Here is a 15,876-nt window from a genome sequence, read left to right on the forward strand (position 1 = left end):
GGGGGTTCAGCCTACGAGCGGAGGGCGCTCGGCGTAATCGTCCGGGAGGGGCCGTGTGTCGAGGTAGAACCACTCGGCGCCGGGGCCGGGGACGGAGGGCGGCGTCGAGGGGGCGGTGGCCGGTCCGGTCCCCGGCGTGACGGGCGCCGTCCGGGACGTGGACTCCTCGACCGGAGGTGTCACCGGCTTCGCCGGCCCCGGCATCAGCAGCTCCACCCGCAGGCCGTTCCCCCGCTGCTGGGCGGTGAACTCCTCCACCTGGTTGCGGCAGGCGTGGTCCAGGTGGGTCACGCCGGTCAGGTCGAGGCGGATACGGGGCCTGCCCGACGCCGCCGCGGCCTCCAGCGCCTCGATGACCTGCGGCAGCCGCAGGAAGGTCGCGTTGCCGGCCATGACGACCTTGGCGGTGTCGTCGTCGACATGCTGCCGGATCACGGTCTTGGACATCCGGAGCGCGGCCAGCACGATGCCGGCGGCGAGGCCCACGATCACGCCTTCGAGCAGCGCCGTCGCGAAGATGACCAGCGTGGTCAGGGTCATCACCGCGAACTCGCCCCGGTCCTGGCGCCACATCTTCGGGAACTCCTCCGGCGCGAACAGCTTCCACCCGCTGTACACCAGCACCCCGGCCAGCACCGAGATCGGGATGAGCGCGAGGACCTGCGGCAGCAGCAGCGCGAACGCCAGCAGCCACAGGCCGTGCAGGGTGCGGGAGAGGCGGGTCTTCGCGCCCGCCTGGACGTTCGCCGAACTGCGCGCCACCACGGCCGTGACGGGCAGGGCCCCGAGGATGCCCGCCACCGTGTTCCCGGCGCCCTGGGCGATGAGTTCGGTGTTGTAGCGGGTGCGCGGGCCGCTGTGCATACGGTCCACCGCGGCCGCCGTGAACAGGCTCTCGGCGGAGGCGATCACCGTGAAGGTGAGGATGGACGTGATGATCGCCACGTCCGCGAGCCCGGCGAATTGTTCTCCGCCGGGCACCTGCACGGCGGCGAGCAGATTGCCGACCTGCAGGGTCTTCACCTCCACCCCGGGCAGCGCGGCGACCCCGATACCGATGCCCACGGCGACCAGCGCGGCCGGCACCTTCCTGACCGGGCCCGGGACCTTCTTCCACACGAAGCTCAGGACCACGGTGAGGGCGCCGAGCAGCGTGGCGATCATCGCCTGCCGGTCGGTGAGGATGTCGGCGAACAGCCCCGGGATCCCGGCCAGGTTCTCGATCGGGGTACCGGGCGCGTTGTGGTCGGCCATCGGATAGGCCTGGCTGAACATCAGCGGCAGTCCGATGCCCGCCAGCATGCCCTGGACGACGGCCAGGGAGATCGCCTGGAACATCCGGCCGAGCCGCACGACGCCGAGGACGATCTGCAGGATCCCGGAGCCCAGCACGATCACGCCGAGCATCGCCACGCCGTGTTCGGCGACGGTCTCCGCGACCAGCGCGGCCAGGCCTGCGGCGGGTCCGCTGACCTGCAGCGTGCTCCCCCGCACCGCACCGACCACCAGCCCGCCGATCACCCCGGAGATGATCCCGAGCTCGGCCGGCACCCCGGAGGCCACGGCGACGCCGATGCAGAGGGGAAGGGCGACGAGGAAGACGACGAGGGAGGCGGTGATCTCGGTGCCCAGGTCGGACTTGTCCCGGCTCCGGGAGGCCTGGGTGCCGCCCCCTGAGTCGTCGTACCCGGAGCCGTCACCCCCGGCCCCGTCGCGGGAGCCGGACGCCGGGCGGGTCCGGAAGACCGCGCCCCGTCCCTTCGCATGTGCCCCGCTCATCCGGTGTGCACCCGGAAGCGGCCGTCGTCGTCGAGCTCGGACACGCGCCCAGTGTCGATCTCGTAGTACCAGCCGTGCAGCCGCAGCCGGCCCGCGTCCAGCCGCTGCCGCACCACGGGGTGGCTGCGCAGCGCGGCCAGCTGGTTGACGACGTTGCGCTGGGCCACGTCGGACAGCGACGGGTCGTCGGGGCCGTCGAGCATCGGCGCCAGTTCGGGGCGGGCCACCTGCAGCCACGCGTCCACACCCGGCAGCGCGGTCAGGTCGTCGCCGGACTTCAGCGCGCCCATCGCGCCGCAGTGTGAGTGACCGCACACGACGACATGCTGAACCCCGAGGACCTCCAGCGCGTACTCGATGGTGGCCGCCTCGCCGCCGGCCCCGGGCCGCCCGTAGGACGGCACGATATTGCCCGCGTTCCGCAGTTCGAATATCTCTCCGGGCCGGGCACCCGTAATGAGCGCGGGTATGACCCGGGAATCCGAGCAGGTAATGAAGAGTGCCTCGGGATATTGCCCCTCGGCCAGTTTCCGGTATTCGCCACGATCGAATTCGACCCGCTGTGTGAACGTGCGGGCGCGATCCAGTAGAGCCTTCAACGACGCCTCCTCGATGGGAAGTTCGGGCAGGTCACCTCACCGTAGAAGGGCACGACCCAGAGGAAGGTTAAGTAAGGGCCAGAGCCCGGACAGGAATGGAACATTTCTTGTCGGCGTTCGCGCCGGAGCTGTCATCTTGTAGCGTGTCGGCTCCAGGGAGAGAATTTCCGATCAGGGCTGCCTGGATTCATGCCGGATCACGGAGAGACAGGACGCATGGGCATACGAGTACTGCTCATCGAGGACGACGAGACGATCGCCGAACCGCTCACCGAGGGTCTCGGACACTTCGGGCTGACGGTCGACCACGTCGCCACCGGCACGGACGGTCTGAGAGGACCGTACGGCGATGTGGTCCTGCTCGACCTCGGGCTGCCGGACATGGACGGCATCGACGTCTGCCGGGGCATCCGCCAGGTCTCCGACGTCCCGATCGTCATCCTCAGCGCCCGCGGGGAGGAGGCGGACCGCGTCCTGGGGCTTGAGCTGGGCGCCGACGACTACCTGGCGAAACCGTTCAGCATCCGTGAACTGGTGGCCCGGGTGCGGGCGGTGACCCGCCGGACCCAGCGGAGCCGGCTGACGCCTGCGGGGGTGGAGCAGGTGCCCGCGGCGGTGCCGTCGTACGAGCGGGCACCGGCGTACGACCACACGCCCACACCCGCGCCGACGCCCGCGCCCTCGGCGTCGCCCTCGCAGCCGCCCTCGCCCTCGTTCGAACCCGCGCCGCCGCCGTCGTACGACCAACCGCTAGTCGTCGACCGCCGGACCCGGCAGGTCTGGGTCGGCGAGGCCCGGGTCGCCCTCACCCCCAAGGAGTTCGAACTTCTCGCGCTGCTCACCGAGGATCCCGGGGCGGTGTACTCCCGGCAGCAGATCCTGGACCGGGTCTGGGACCCGCACTACGAGGGCCCGACCAAGACGCTGGATGTCCATGTCGCGTCGCTGCGGCGGAAGTTGGGACATCCGGCGTGGATCCGGACGCTGCGCGGGGTCGGCTTCCGGCTGGCGGTGCAGGGCGAGCCGAACGAGCAGCAGGTGGGCTCGCCATGACCCGCCGTCTCCTGCTCAGCTATCTCACGCTGGCCGCGCTGGTCCTGCTCGCCCTGGAGATCCCGCTCGGCTTCGTCTACTCGCGGGGCGAGCGGGAGCGGGTGGTCAACGCGGCGAAGGACGAGGCCGAGTCGGTGTCCGCGTACGCCGCGCTGTCCCTCGCCGCCGGCCGCGCCGAGCTCGACCTGCCCGGCCGGGTGGCGCACTGCGCCGAGCGCATCGGCGGGCAGGTGGTGGTCGTGGACGACACGGGCGCCCCGCTCGCCACCTCGCATCCGCTGACCGCGGCCACGTCCCGCACGCTGGCGTCCCGCCCGGGCGTGGAGGCCGCCCTGCGGGGCACCTCCACGGTGGACGTCCGCACCTCCACCATCGGCGGGGTGGAGTACCTGTCGGTGGCCGCGCCGGTGGGTCAGGGCGTACGGCCGGAGGGTGCCGTATGGCTGACGCTGCCGACCCGGACGGTCCACGAACGCGTGCACCACGTCTGGCTGTTGCTCGCCGTGGGCGGCCTCGGTGTACTCACCGCCGTCACCTTCGTCGGCTTCGGCATCGCCCGCTGGACCGGCCGGCCCATCCGCGAACTGGAGCGTGCTACCTACGAGTTGGCGGAGGGCGGCCGCGCCGAGCCCGTGACGGTCACCAAGGGCCCGCCCGAAGTCCGCAGCCTGGCAGCCGCGTTCAACCGCACGGCGGCCCGGCTCGCCCACCTCCTCGACTCGCAGCACGCGTTCGCGGGCGAGGCCTCACACCAGCTCAAGACTCCGCTGGCCGCTCTGCGTCTGCGCCTGGAGAACCTGGAACCGAACGTCACCGCCCGTGGCCGGGGCAGCCTCACCGCCGCCGTGACGGAGACGGACCGGCTGTCCCGCATGGTCGAGGGGCTGCTCGCGATGGCGCGGCTGGAGGAGCACGCGGCCACGCCCCAGCGGGTCGACGTGGGCGCGGTCTGCGCCGAACGCCACCGCACCTGGGCGCCGCTGTTCGACCGGCAGAACGTCTCCCTGGTCCTGTTCGCCGGCAGCGTGGGCCCGGTACTCGCCGTGCCCGGAGCCATCGAGCAGATCCTGGACAACCTCCTCTCCAACGCCCTGCGGGCCTCCCCGGCCGCGACCACCGTCACCATCGAACTGCGTCTGCACGTCCCCGCCCGCCGGGCCCTGCGCGACGCCCGCCCCCACTGGGTCGACCTCCACATCACCGACGAGGGCCCCGGCATGACGGCGGAGCAGCGAGCCCGCGCCTTCGACCGGTTCTGGCGCGCGCCGGGCGCCCCCAAGGGCGGCACCGGCCTCGGCCTCTCCCTCGTCCAACGGCTCGCGCACGCGAGCGGCGGCGAGGCGAGCGTGCGCGCGGCGGCGACCGGCGGGCTGGACGCGGTGGTCCGGCTGCCGTCGGCGGAACCCCCGGGGGGCCACGCGCCGGGAGGTGCGGCCCACCGGGGGCGGGAGGTGCTGGCGCTGCATGTCGCCGGTCACCTGCACGGTCATCTGCACCGCGCGCCCGCTTCACAGGCTGTCCATAGCGATTCCACCCCGCGCGCCTAGGGTCCGTCACCGCGCGACCCCGCCGCCGGCCGGTGGCGGGCCGGTCACGACACACCTTGGAGCAAGCGTGGAACGTCGTACCTTCCTGCGTGCGGCCGCGATCGGCGGCTCCTGCGCCGCCTTCGGCGGAACCCTGTGGCGCGGCGCCGCCTACGCGGCCCCCGCCCAGCCCGGAACGGGCCCCTACGGCGCCCTCGGCTCCGCCGACGCCAACGGCGTCAGACTGCCGAGCGGCTTCACCAGCCGGGTGATCGCCCGTTCCGGCCAGACGGTCGGCGGGACCTCGTACACCTGGCACAACGCCCCCGACGGCGGGGCCTGTTACGCCGACGGCACGGGCTGGATCTACGTCTCCAACTCGGAGATCAACCCGTCGGGCGGCGCGAGCGCGGTGCGGTTCTCGTCGACGGGCGCGATCACCTCGGCGTACCGCGTCCTGTCCGGCACCCGGCAGAACTGCGCGGGCGGCAAAACCCCGTGGAACACCTGGCTGTCCTGTGAGGAGGTCTCCCTGGGCTACGTGTACGAGACGGATCCGTGGGGCGTCCAGGCGGCCGTCCGCCGCGACGCGATGGGCCGCTTCAAGCACGAGGCCGCGGCCGCGGACCCGGTACGCGGGGTGATCTACCTGACCGAGGACGAGAGCGACGGCCGCCTGTACCGCTTCGTACCGACGACCTGGGGCGACCTGTCCTCGGGCACCCTCCAGGTCCTGGTCGCCGGCACGGCCACGTCAGGCTCCTTCACCTGGGCGAACGTCCCCGACCCGGACGGCTCCCCCACCACCACCCGCACCCAGGTCGCCGGTGCGAAGTCCTTCAACGGCGGCGAGGGCTGCCACTACGCCGACGACAGGGTCTGGTTCACCACGAAGGGCGACAACCGCGTCTGGCAGCTCGACCTCACCACCAACACCTACGAACTGGCCTACGACGACTCCCTCGTCACCTCCGGCACCGCCCCTCTCACCGGAGTCGACAACATCACCGGCACCCCCTCCGGAGACCTCTTCGTCGCGGAGGACGGCGGCAATATGGAGATCTGCGTCATCACCCCGGACGACGTGATCGCCCCGTTCCTGCGCATCAACAACCAGTCGTCCTCGGAGATCACGGGCCCGGCCTTCTCCCCCGACGGCACCCGCCTGTACTTCTCGAGCCAGCGGGGGACGAGCGGGAGCTCATCGGGCGGGATCACGTATGAGGTGCGGGGGCCGTTCCGGTCGTGACATCGCACATTGGTCACGGAATGAACACTTCACCTCCACAACCGTAGGCGCGGCAATACGGTCATCCCCTCGCGTAACACCCCAGGGGGACGACATGACCAACCCGTACACCAACGCCACGCCGCCCGTGCCGCCGACCGCTTCCGGTCCCGCCCCGAAGTGGGCCCGGAAGCGGTACGTGCTGCCCGCCCTCGCCCTGGCCCTCCTCATCGGCGTGGGCATAGGCACCGACAGCGACACGACCGCCGCCGCGAAGCCGACCGCCGCCGAGCCGCAGCCGACGGTCACCGTGACGGCAACCGCCACCGCCACCGCCACGGAGACGGCCGAGCCCGAGCCGGCCGGCACCGTCACCGCCACGAAGACCGTCAAGGTCAAGGTCACCAGAACCGTCACGGCACAACCGGCTGCCGCCGCCGAAGAGGACTCCTCCGACGCGGACGTCTACTACGAGAACTGCACCGCGGTCCGAGCCGCCGGCGCGGCCCCGATCCACCGCGGCGAGCCCGGCTACGCCTCCCACCTGGACCGCGACAACGACGGCGTCGCCTGCGACACCTGAGTCCCCGGACCAGCCCTGCCGGGCGCCACAGACGCCCGCCCACAGCCGTCGTCCCGCACCGACCACGGGAGCGCCAGACCCGCTCAGGGCCTGAGCCGGTCCTGCTGCACATCGAAACAGACCAGCCCCATCGAATCCGCCAAGCCCGCCGCGTAGGCCGACGCCTCCTCGGCCATACCCCAGCTCATCCCGAAGTAGACGAGCGGACCGCTGGCACCGTTGATCAACGGCCCGGCCGACCAGGGCGCGGTCCCCTCCTCGTCCTCGGTGACATCGCACCACCGCTCGAGTAGCGCGGCGACGTAGGCCTCGACACGCTCAGACGCAGGCTCCTCGGGCCCGCCGTCGAGATAACGGTCGTAGAGGTCGGTGAAGACTCTGCCGGCGGTCCTGTCGTCGGCTGGTCGCGCGCCTTCCCAGACAGCGAGGTCGTAGCTCATGCCCGGAGGCTCTCATCCTTCAGAGGAGGAGAGCTGTGTGCGCACCCAATCAGGATCGGGGTTGACGTGTGGCCGACCCGCCACGACGACGGTCGGCACCGTCTCACAGCCGTCGTTGGCCGCCCTCACCGCTGCCGCTCCGGCCGGGTCGCTCCAGATGTCGACCCAATGCAGCCGACGGGCGCTACGGCCCAACCGGATGCGCAGTCGCAGACAGTACTTGCAGCCCGGCCGCCAAAAGACGACCGGCCGGCCGTCGACCGCGCTGCGGCGTCGCGCCTCCGACGCGCCAATCGATCTCGGGAAGATCAGAGGCGAGTTCACGCCTGCGAGCACCACGAACACCAGCAGGAGTGTCGCGGCTGCGCCCGGGCTCCCGCTGAGGATCAGCCCAGTCGAGACGACCGAGCCGCAGAGCACAAGCAGCATCGGCAAGATCCAGGCGCGCATCATGATGACGCAGGCTATCGACGCCGGCAGGGCCGATCTGACGGGGGTTGAGTCGCGAGGGCTTTATTGCACACGCCGAAGAGGGCGGCACCCCCGCACAGGGTGCCGCCCTCTCTTCGTGATCCGGAACCGCCGCCCATCGGTGAGGGTCGGTCGGGGACAAGCGGCGGTTCCGGGGTTCGGGGTGGGGCCTCGGCGGACGAGGCCCCTTCCGCGGGGCCAGGGCCTAGCGGTGGTCGCTGCCGGCCGACTGGGACGCCGCCCGGCCCGCTTCCAGTCGGGCGACCGGGATGCGGAACGGGGAGCAGGAGACGTAGTCCAGGCCGACCTCGTGGAAGAAGTGGACGGACTCGGGGTCGCCGCCGTGCTCGCCGCAGACGCCGAGCTTGAGGTCGGGGCGGGTCGCGCGGCCGGCCTCCGCTGCCAGCTTCACCAGGGAGCCGACGCCGTCCTTGTCGATCGTCTCGAACGGGCTGACGCCGAAGATGCCCTTCTCCAGGTACGCGGTGAAGAAGCTCGCCTCCACGTCGTCGCGGCTGAAGCCCCACACCGTCTGGGTCAGGTCGTTCGTGCCGAAGGAGAAGAACTCCGCGGCCTCGGCGATCTGACCGGCGGTCAGCGCGGCGCGCGGCAGCTCGATCATCGTGCCGATGGCCAGCTTCAGTTCCGTCCCCGTCGCCGCCTCGACCTCGGCCACCACCTGGTCGGCCTCCTCGCGGACGATCTCCAGCTCCTGGACCGTGCCCACCAGCGGGATCATGATCTCCGCGCGCGGGTCGCCCTTCGCCGCCTTGCGCTCGGCCGCGGCCTCGGCGATCGCCCGTACCTGCATCGTGAACAGGCCGGGGATGACCAGGCCCAGGCGGACGCCGCGCAGGCCCAGCATCGGGTTCTGCTCGTGCAGGCGGTGGACGGCCTGGAGCAGGCGCAGTTCGTTCTCGTGCGGCTCCTGGCGGGACTCCGCGAGGGCGACACGGACGGACAGCTCGGTGATGTCCGGCAGGAACTCGTGCAGCGGCGGGTCCAGGAGACGGACCGTCACCGGAAGGCCGTCCATCGCGGAGAACAGCTCCACGAAGTCCTTCTTCTGGAGCGGGAGAAGGGCCTTGAGCGACTCCTCGCGCTCCGCCTCCGTGTCGGCCAGGATCAGGCGCTCGACCAGCTCGCGGCGGTCACCGAGGAACATGTGCTCCGTACGGCACAGGCCGATGCCCTGGGCGCCGAAGCGACGGGCGCGCAGCGCGTCCTCGGCGTTGTCGGCGTTGGCCCGGACACGCAGCCGGCGCTTCCTGTCCGCGAAGGCCATGATCCGGTGGACCGCCTCGACCAGTTCGTCGGCGTCGTTGGCGCCCGCGTGCATCCGGCCCTCGAAGTACTCGACGACGGGAGACGGGACGACCGGGACCTCGCCCAGGTAGACCTTGCCGGAGGACCCGTCGATCGAGATCAGGTCGCCTTCCTCCACCACGTGCCCGCCCGGGACCGTCATCCTGCGGCGCTTGGTGTCGACCTCCAGCTCCTCCGCGCCACAGACACAGGTCTTGCCCATGCCGCGCGCGACCACGGCCGCGTGGGAGGTCTTGCCGCCGCGGGAGGTCAGGATGCCCTCCGCCGCGATCATGCCGTCGAGGTCGTCGGGGTTGGTCTCGCGGCGGACCAGGATGACCTTCTCGCCCGAACGCGACCACTTCACCGCGGTGTACGAGTCGAAGACCGCCTTGCCGACCGCCGCGCCCGGCGAGGCCGCGATGCCCCGGCCGACCTTCTCCACCTTCGCGTCCTCGTCGAAGCGCGGGAACATCAGCTGGGCGAGCTGGGCGCCGGTCACGCGCTGGAGCGCCTCGGCCTCGTCGATCAGGCCCTGGTCGACGAGCTGGGTGGCGATGCGGAAGGCCGCGCCCGCGGTGCGCTTGCCGACCCGGGTCTGGAGCATCCACAGCTGACCGCGTTCGATGGTGAACTCGATGTCGCAGAGATCCTTGTAGTGGTTCTCCAGCGTCTCCATGATCTGCATCAGCTGGTCGTACGACTTCTTGTCGATCGCCTCCAGCTCGGCGAGCGGGACGGTGTTGCGGATGCCCGCCACCACGTCCTCGCCCTGCGCGTTCTGCAGGTAGTCGCCGTACACGCCCTGGTGGCCGGAGGCGGGGTCACGGGTGAACGCGACGCCCGTGCCGGAGTCGGGGCCCAGGTTGCCGAAGACCATCGAGCAGACGTTGACGGCCGTGCCGAGGTCGCCCGGGATGCGCTCCTGGCGGCGGTAGAGCTTGGCCCGGTCGGTGTTCCAGGAGTCGAAGACGGCGTGGATGGCGAGGTCCATCTGCTCGCGCGGGTCCTGCGGGAAGTCGCGGCCGGCCTCGGTCTTGACGATCTTCTTGAACTTGGTGACGAGCTTCTTGAGGTCGGCGGCCTCCAGCTCGGTGTCGACCGCGACCTTCTTGGCCGTCTTGGCCGCCTCGAGCGCCTCCTCGAAGAGGTCGCCGTCGACGCCGAGGACCGTCTTGCCGAACATCTGGATGAGGCGGCGGTAGGAGTCCCACGCGAAGCGGTCGTCGCCGGCCTGCTTGGCCAGGCCCTGGACGGACTTGTCGGAGAGGCCGATGTTGAGGACCGTGTCCATCATGCCGGGCATGGAGAACTTGGCGCCCGAGCGGACCGAGACCAGCAGCGGGTCGTCGGCCTGGCCGAGCTTCTTGCCCATGCGCTGCTCCAGCGCGTCGAGGTGCGCACTCACCTCGTCACGCAGTGCCGGGGGCTCGTCACCGCTGTCGAGGTAGACCTTGCAGGCCTCGGTGGTGATCGTGAAGCCCGGAGGCACCGGAAGGCCCAGGTTGGTCATCTCGGCGAGGTTGGCGCCCTTGCCACCGAGGAGGTCCTTGAGGTCCTTGTTGCCCTCGGTGAAGTCGTAGACGAACTTCACGCCCTCAACGCTCGCTGCCTGATCGGCTACGTGGGGATCTTTGTTTTCCGACACGGGTCTCGACTCCTCGAGGACGCGGTGGCTGCCCTGACGGGCAGGAACATACCCAGATCGAAGGCGTCTGGGTACGTCCACTTGCGCGTCATACGCCTGTAACCACTCGTCCGCCAGCGGATCGAAAGTCAAAGCTTGGCAAGCGAAGACAGGCACATGCTTTCACCTCTTGAACGCATCCGCGCTCACACTCCGGGAAATCCGCTCATCTGAGCACTCCTCGGCGCGTCTGTTTTCGATCGATGAACGATCAAGGCGTGGCACTGAGTGCCACTCCTTGGAGAAGTGCAGTCGATCAAGAACCGCTCATCTGAGCGCAACCCTTATCAAGGGTGGCGATAATCACGCTGTCACAGGCGCCGGAATTTCACCATGCGGACGCGTGGCGGTCCTGCGTCCGGACCCGCAAAACAACGGAAACCCGGTGGTCACACGCCCAGCACCAGCAACCGCTCCTCCACCCGCTCCGGCGCGTACAGGTGCTCCACGACCATCGCCCCGGCCCCGACCAGCCCCGCCCGCTCACCGAGCCGCGAGGTGACCACGTGCAGATGAGCGGTGGAACGCGGCAGTGCCCGTTGGTAAAGCAGTTCCCGTACACCCGTGAGGAAGGCGGTTCCGGCCAGATCCCCCGCGATCATCAGGACACCGGGGTTCAGAAGGGTGACGACGGTCGCCAGGACGTCCCCGACCTGCCGTCCGGCGTCCCGGGCCAGCGCCGCCGCCTCCGGGTGCCCGGACGCCAGCAGGTCCCGCACGTCCGAGCCGGACGCCGCCGGCACCCCGGCCTCCGCCAGCCGCCGGGCCACGGCGCCACCGCTGGCGACGGCGGCGAGACAGCCGTAGGAACCGCACCGGCACAGCGCGTCGGCGCCGGCCGGGACCCGGATGTGGCCGAGGTCGCCGGCTCCCCCGTCGACGCCCCGGTAGACCGAGCCGTCGACCACGACTCCGGCGCCGATGCCCGTCGACACCTTCACCAGCACGAAGGCCGAGCAGTCCGCGTGGCCGGTGCGCTGTTCGCCGTACGCCATGAGGTTCGCGTCGTTGTCGACCAGGACCGGCACCGCGGGGGCGCCGGTGTGCTCGGTGAACGCTCTCGCCAGGCGGCCTCTTATGTCGTAGCCGTCCCAGCCGGGCATGATCGGCGGCTGGACGACCCGGCCGGTGTCGGTGTCGACCGGGCCGGGGACCGCGAGTCCGATGCCGCAGACCTCGTCCGCCCGGTGGCCCGCCTTCTCCAGGAGCTCGGCGAACCAGCGGCCGAGTTCGCCGAGTACGGCGTCGGGTCCGTCCTCGACGACCAGCACGCCGGAGTGCTCGGCGAGGATCTCGCCGGTCAGCGAGAGGACGGCGGCCCGCGCGTGCCGGGTGTCCAGGTCGGCGGCGAGGACGACGGCGTGGGCGTCGTCGAACTCGAGCGTGATGGAGGGGCGGCCGCCCAGGGGTGAGTCGACTGGGCCGCCGGCGCCCTCGCGCAGCCAGCCCGCGCGGAAGAGGCGCTCCAGGCGGTGGCCGACGGTGGCGCGGGACAGTCCGGTGACCTGTTGCAGGGCGCCGCGGGTGGTGGCGCGGCCACTGCGTACGAGTTCGAGCAGGTCTCCGGCGCTCGCCTGGGCTCGTCCGGTCATGCGCACCCCCTTGTGTTTCCCAACCCTGCATTACATATTGGGTTTTGCGTGTTAAATAGACGTAACTCTACGGTAGCCACGACCGAACAGGTCGGCCGCACGTCCTTCGGGGAGCCCCGCGTGGATCGCACCGCCCAACTCGTCGGCCCTGCCACGCAGCACCCCGTCGCATACGATCCCGCCCTCGTGCCGGGTTCCTTGCGCCGCAGAGCCGTCCGCGTGCTGGAGGACAACTGGACGGGCGCCTCCACCGTGCCCTCGCGCAGCCTGTATCCCCACCAGTGGTCCTGGGACTCGGCGTTCATCGCGATCGGCCTGCGCCACCTGTCGCCGTTACGGGCGCAGACGGAGCTGGAGACGCTGTTGAACGCGCAGTGGGGCGACGGACGGATCCCGCACATCGTCTTCAACCCCTCCGTGCCGCTCGACGCCTACTTCCCCAGCCCCGACTTCTGGCGCTCCTCGACCGCCGGGCGGACCGCGGGCGCCCCGCGCACCGTACAGACCTCGGGGATCGTGCAGCCACCGGTGCACGCGCTGGCCGCGTGGCTGGTGCACCGCTCCGACCCGGGTCTGTCGCGGGCGCGTGGCTTCCTCGCCCGGGTGTATCCGCGGCTGGCGGCCTGGCACCGGTATCTGCTGCACCGGCGGGACCTGGGCGGGGGTTCGCTGGCGTCCGTGGTGCACCCCTGGGAACAGGGTATGGACAACAGCCCCTGCTGGGACGTCCCGCTGAGCCGCGTCACGCCCGCTCCGGCCCGTTCCTTCCGGCGCGCCGACCTCGACCACGGGGCGGCGGAGGACCGGCCGACGGATCTGGACTACGGGCGGTACGTGCGGCTGGCGGCCGACTACCGGGACGGCGGGTACGCCGACGGGCCGGTCCCGGGGGCGGCCCGCCCGGCGTCGGACGGGGGCGGCGGGGGGAGCCGGGTCGGCGGGTTCGCCGTCGAGGACCCGGCGTTCAACGCCCTGCTCATCGCCTCCGAACACGCCCTCGCGGACATCGCGCGGGAGTTGGGCGCCCCGGGCACGGCCCGGCACGCGCGGGCCGAGCGGCTGACGGCGGCGCTGGTGGAGCGGCTGTGGGACCCGGCGGAGGGGATGTTCTTCTGCCGGGACGTGCGGGGCGGCGGACTGATCCGTGAACGCTCCGTCTCCGGGCTCGTTCCGCTGCTGCTGCCCGGCCTGCCGCGGGACATCACCGGCGCGCTCGTCCGCACGCTCGGCGGGGCGCACTTCGGGCTCGGCGCCACCACCCGCCTGGTCCCGAGCTACGACCTGCTCGGCGAGGCCTTCGACCCGCACCGCTACTGGCGCGGCCCGGCCTGGTTCAACACCAGCTGGCTTCTGGAGCGCGGGCTGCGCGCCCACGGCGAGCGACGGCGGGCCGACGCGCTGCGCCGGGCCGTCCTCGACATCGCCGGCACGTCCGACTTCGCGGAGTACGTCGACCCGTACACCGGCGAGGCCTGCGGGGCCACCGGCTTCGGCTGGACCGCCGCGCTCACGCTCGACCTGCTGCACCGCGACACCCCAGGCACCGGCACCACCGGCACCACGAACACGACAGCCACCACAGACACGACAGCCACCACAGTCACGGGACTCATGGGAGGGGACCGGGGATGACGGACCGGCATCATCTGCTCGTGCACGGCGGGACGTTCGCCGCCGTGGGCGACAGCGGGGACATCAGCGGCGTACGGGGCGGCACCTCACCGGACGGGCTGTTCGTGCGGGACGCCCGGCACCTGAGCCGGTGGCAGCTCACCGTCGACGGGGCGGTGCCCGAGCTCCTGTCGCCGGTCGCCGACGGGGACACCGCGCGCTGCGTGCTGGTGCCGCGCGGCGGGCGCCAGGAACCGCCCGCCTACACACTCTTCCGGGAACAGGCCGTCGGGGACGGCTCGTTCGTCGAGTCCCTGCGGGTGACCAGCAACCGTCCGGTGCCGACGACGATCCGGCTCGCGATCACCGCGGACGCCGACTTCACGGACCAGTTCGAGCTGCGCGCCGACCACCGCACCTACGCCAAGACCGGTGCCACCCGCACCCGGCAGGTCCTCGACCACGGTGTGGAGTTCACCTACCGGCGCCGGGACTGGCGGTCCTGTACGACGGTGACGGCCGAGCCGGCCCCCGACGGCGTCGAGGAGACCGGCACCGGCGCCCGGCGCCTGGTGTGGACCCTGGATCTCGAACCGCACGGCACCGCGGAGCTGGTGCTGCGCGTGATGGCACGGCCGCACGGGGACCGGCGGACCCTGCGCGTACCGCGCTCCCCGGCCGCGCTGAACGAGCGGATCCTCGCCCTGGAGGGCGAGTTCGTGCAGGGCGTGGCCTTCCCGACGGGTTGGCCGGAACTGGCCGCGGCCTGTGCGCGCGGCCTCGCCGACCTCGCCTCGCTCCAGGTGGCGGCGACCGGTCCGGACGGCGAGGAGCTGCGGGTACCGGCGGCCGGCGCCCCCTGGTTCCTGACCCTGCTGGGCCGGGACGCCCTGCTGACCTCGCTGTTCACGCTGCCCTACCGGACCGACCCGGCCGCCGCCACGCTGCTCGCGCTGGCCGCCGCCCAGGCGACCGGCACCGTCCCGGAGTCCGTCGCCCAGCCCGGCAAGATCGTGCACGAGGTGCGGCACGGCGAGCTGGCGCACTTCGGGCAGGTGCCGTACGGCCGGTACTACGGCTCGGTGGACGCCACCCCGCTGTTCCTCGTCCTGCTCGGCGCGTACGTCGAGCACACCGGGGACGCGGAGCTGGGCCGCCGCCTGGAGCCCCACGCCCGGGCGGCGATCGGCTGGATGCTGGACCACGGCGGGTTGACCTCGCGCGGCTACCTGGTCTACCGCGCCGACCAGGGCGGTCTCGCCAACCAGAACTGGAAGGACTCCCCCGGCGCGATCTGCGCGGCCGACGGCAGCCGGGCGAGCGGTCCGGTGACGGCGGCGGGCGCCCAGGGATACGCGTACGACGCGCTGCGGCGCACCGCGTGGCTGGCGCGCACGGCGTGGGACGACCAGGTGTACGCGGCCCTGCTGGAACAGGCCGCCGCCGATCTGCGGGACCGCTTCCAGCGCGACTTCTGGATGGGGGAGCACTCCTTCCCCGCCCTGGCGCTGGACGGCGAGGGTCGCCAGGTGGACGCGCTGGCCTCGGACGCCGGGCATCTGCTGTGGTCGGGACTGCTCGACAAGGAGTACGGCGAGGTCGTCGGCCGGCGTCTGCTCGAACCCGACTTCTTCTCCGGGTGGGGCGTGCGCACCCTGGCCGCCGGGCAGCCGGCGTTCCATCCGCTGTCGTACCACCGTGGTTCGGTGTGGCCGCACGACAACGCGCTGATCACGCTGGGCCTGGCCCGCTACGGCCTGCACGACGAGGCCCGTACGGTCGCGCACGGTCTGGTCGAGGCGGCGACGGCGACCGGGCACCGGCTGCCGGAGGTGCTGGCGGGCTACGGCCGGGACACGCACGCGGCGCCGGTGCCGTTCCCGCACGCGTGTGTGCGGGAGGCGCGGTCGGCGGCGGCGCCGCTCGCGCTGCTGACGGCGGTCGGCGGGGCCTGACCAAGCCCGCGGCGGGCCGGTTGGCGAGGCGTTTGCCCGGTGTTTGC

The 15,876-nt window shown here is 71.8% G+C and carries 12 protein-coding genes; 6 read left to right on the top strand and 6 right to left on the bottom strand.

Annotated features, from left to right (window positions below):
* Window positions 1-6: 6 nt before the first annotated feature.
* Both AQJ84_RS12135 and AQJ84_RS12140 read right to left on the bottom strand, forming a co-directional pair.
* A complete protein-coding gene (locus AQJ84_RS12135; RefSeq protein ID WP_030043079.1) occupies window positions 7-1,779 on the bottom strand; it encodes a SulP family inorganic anion transporter in 1,773 nt (590 codons plus the stop codon).
* Complete coding sequence (locus AQJ84_RS12140) at window positions 1,776-2,378, bottom strand: carbonic anhydrase (RefSeq protein ID WP_030043077.1); 603 nt, start codon at window positions 2,376-2,378, stop codon at window positions 1,776-1,778. The genes AQJ84_RS12135 and AQJ84_RS12140 overlap by 4 nt, the downstream gene beginning before the upstream one ends.
* Before the next feature lie 216 nt (window positions 2,379-2,594).
* Here AQJ84_RS12140 and AQJ84_RS12145 point away from each other — a divergent pair, with 216 nt between their 5' ends.
* From AQJ84_RS12145 to AQJ84_RS12160, 4 genes are all read left to right on the top strand, one after another.
* Window positions 2,595-3,431: a response regulator transcription factor gene (locus AQJ84_RS12145; RefSeq protein ID WP_030043076.1), complete on the top strand. Its 837-nt coding sequence runs from the start codon at window positions 2,595-2,597 to the stop codon at window positions 3,429-3,431.
* The gene (locus AQJ84_RS12150) at window positions 3,428-4,978 is read left to right on the top strand and encodes a sensor histidine kinase (RefSeq protein WP_078632240.1); all 1,551 of its coding nucleotides are present in this window, start codon (window positions 3,428-3,430) and stop codon (window positions 4,976-4,978) included. Before AQJ84_RS12145 ends, AQJ84_RS12150 begins: the two co-directional genes overlap by 4 nt.
* A gap of 67 nt (window positions 4,979-5,045) precedes the next feature.
* A complete protein-coding gene (locus AQJ84_RS12155; protein WP_030043074.1) occupies window positions 5,046-6,206 on the top strand; it encodes an alkaline phosphatase PhoX in 1,161 nt (386 codons plus the stop codon).
* A gap of 94 nt (window positions 6,207-6,300) precedes the next feature.
* Window positions 6,301-6,768 (top strand): excalibur calcium-binding domain-containing protein, encoded by a 468-nt coding sequence (locus tag AQJ84_RS12160; protein WP_030043073.1) that lies wholly within the window; start codon window positions 6,301-6,303, stop codon window positions 6,766-6,768.
* Between the two features lie 83 nt (window positions 6,769-6,851).
* Here AQJ84_RS12160 and AQJ84_RS12165 read toward each other — a convergent pair whose 3' ends face one another.
* The 4 genes from AQJ84_RS12165 to AQJ84_RS12180 form a co-directional block, all read right to left on the bottom strand.
* Window positions 6,852-7,208: a hypothetical protein gene (locus tag AQJ84_RS12165; protein ID WP_030043072.1), complete on the bottom strand. Its 357-nt coding sequence runs from the start codon at window positions 7,206-7,208 to the stop codon at window positions 6,852-6,854.
* 12 nt (window positions 7,209-7,220) lie between these two features.
* Window positions 7,221-7,661, bottom strand: coding sequence for a glutaredoxin domain-containing protein (locus AQJ84_RS12170; RefSeq protein WP_030043071.1), 441 nt, complete (start codon window positions 7,659-7,661; stop codon window positions 7,221-7,223).
* 223 nt (window positions 7,662-7,884) lie between these two features.
* Window positions 7,885-10,632 carry a pyruvate, phosphate dikinase gene (gene ppdK / locus AQJ84_RS12175; RefSeq protein WP_030043070.1) on the bottom strand — a complete coding sequence of 916 codons (2,748 nt, stop codon included), beginning with the start codon at window positions 10,630-10,632 and terminating at the stop codon, window positions 7,885-7,887.
* Between the two features lie 428 nt (window positions 10,633-11,060).
* The gene (locus AQJ84_RS12180) at window positions 11,061-12,263 is read right to left on the bottom strand and encodes an ROK family protein (protein ID WP_053190569.1); all 1,203 of its coding nucleotides are present in this window, start codon (window positions 12,261-12,263) and stop codon (window positions 11,061-11,063) included.
* A 120-nt stretch (window positions 12,264-12,383) separates the two neighbouring features.
* Between AQJ84_RS12180 and AQJ84_RS12185 the strand changes: the two genes are divergently transcribed.
* Window positions 12,384-13,895, top strand: coding sequence for an MGH1-like glycoside hydrolase domain-containing protein (locus tag AQJ84_RS12185; protein ID WP_030043067.1), 1,512 nt, complete (start codon window positions 12,384-12,386; stop codon window positions 13,893-13,895).
* Window positions 13,892-15,829 (top strand): amylo-alpha-1,6-glucosidase, encoded by a 1,938-nt coding sequence (locus AQJ84_RS12190; RefSeq protein WP_030043066.1) that lies wholly within the window; start codon window positions 13,892-13,894, stop codon window positions 15,827-15,829. The genes AQJ84_RS12185 and AQJ84_RS12190 overlap by 4 nt, the downstream gene beginning before the upstream one ends.
* The last annotated feature ends 47 nt before the right edge of the window (window positions 15,830-15,876 follow it).

This window comes from Streptomyces resistomycificus, from assembly GCF_001514265.1.
In the GTDB taxonomy this organism is placed as follows: domain Bacteria; phylum Actinomycetota; class Actinomycetes; order Streptomycetales; family Streptomycetaceae; genus Streptomyces; species Streptomyces resistomycificus.

Coding starts and splice junctions, on each gene's coding strand:
- AQJ84_RS12135 (WP_030043079.1), bottom strand. CDS start 1,779: ATGAGCGGGGCACATGCGAAGGGACGGGGCGCGGTCTTCCGGACCCGC.
- AQJ84_RS12145 (WP_030043076.1), top strand. CDS start 2,595: ATGGGCATACGAGTACTGCTCATCGAGGACGACGAGACGATCGCCGAA.
- AQJ84_RS12150 (WP_078632240.1), top strand. CDS start 3,428: ATGACCCGCCGTCTCCTGCTCAGCTATCTCACGCTGGCCGCGCTGGTC.
- AQJ84_RS12160 (WP_030043073.1), top strand. CDS start 6,301: ATGACCAACCCGTACACCAACGCCACGCCGCCCGTGCCGCCGACCGCT.
- AQJ84_RS12165 (WP_030043072.1), bottom strand. CDS start 7,208: ATGAGCTACGACCTCGCTGTCTGGGAAGGCGCGCGACCAGCCGACGAC.
- AQJ84_RS12170 (WP_030043071.1), bottom strand. CDS start 7,661: ATGATGCGCGCCTGGATCTTGCCGATGCTGCTTGTGCTCTGCGGCTCG.
- AQJ84_RS12180 (WP_053190569.1), bottom strand. CDS start 12,263: ATGACCGGACGAGCCCAGGCGAGCGCCGGAGACCTGCTCGAACTCGTA.
- AQJ84_RS12190 (WP_030043066.1), top strand. CDS start 13,892: ATGACGGACCGGCATCATCTGCTCGTGCACGGCGGGACGTTCGCCGCC.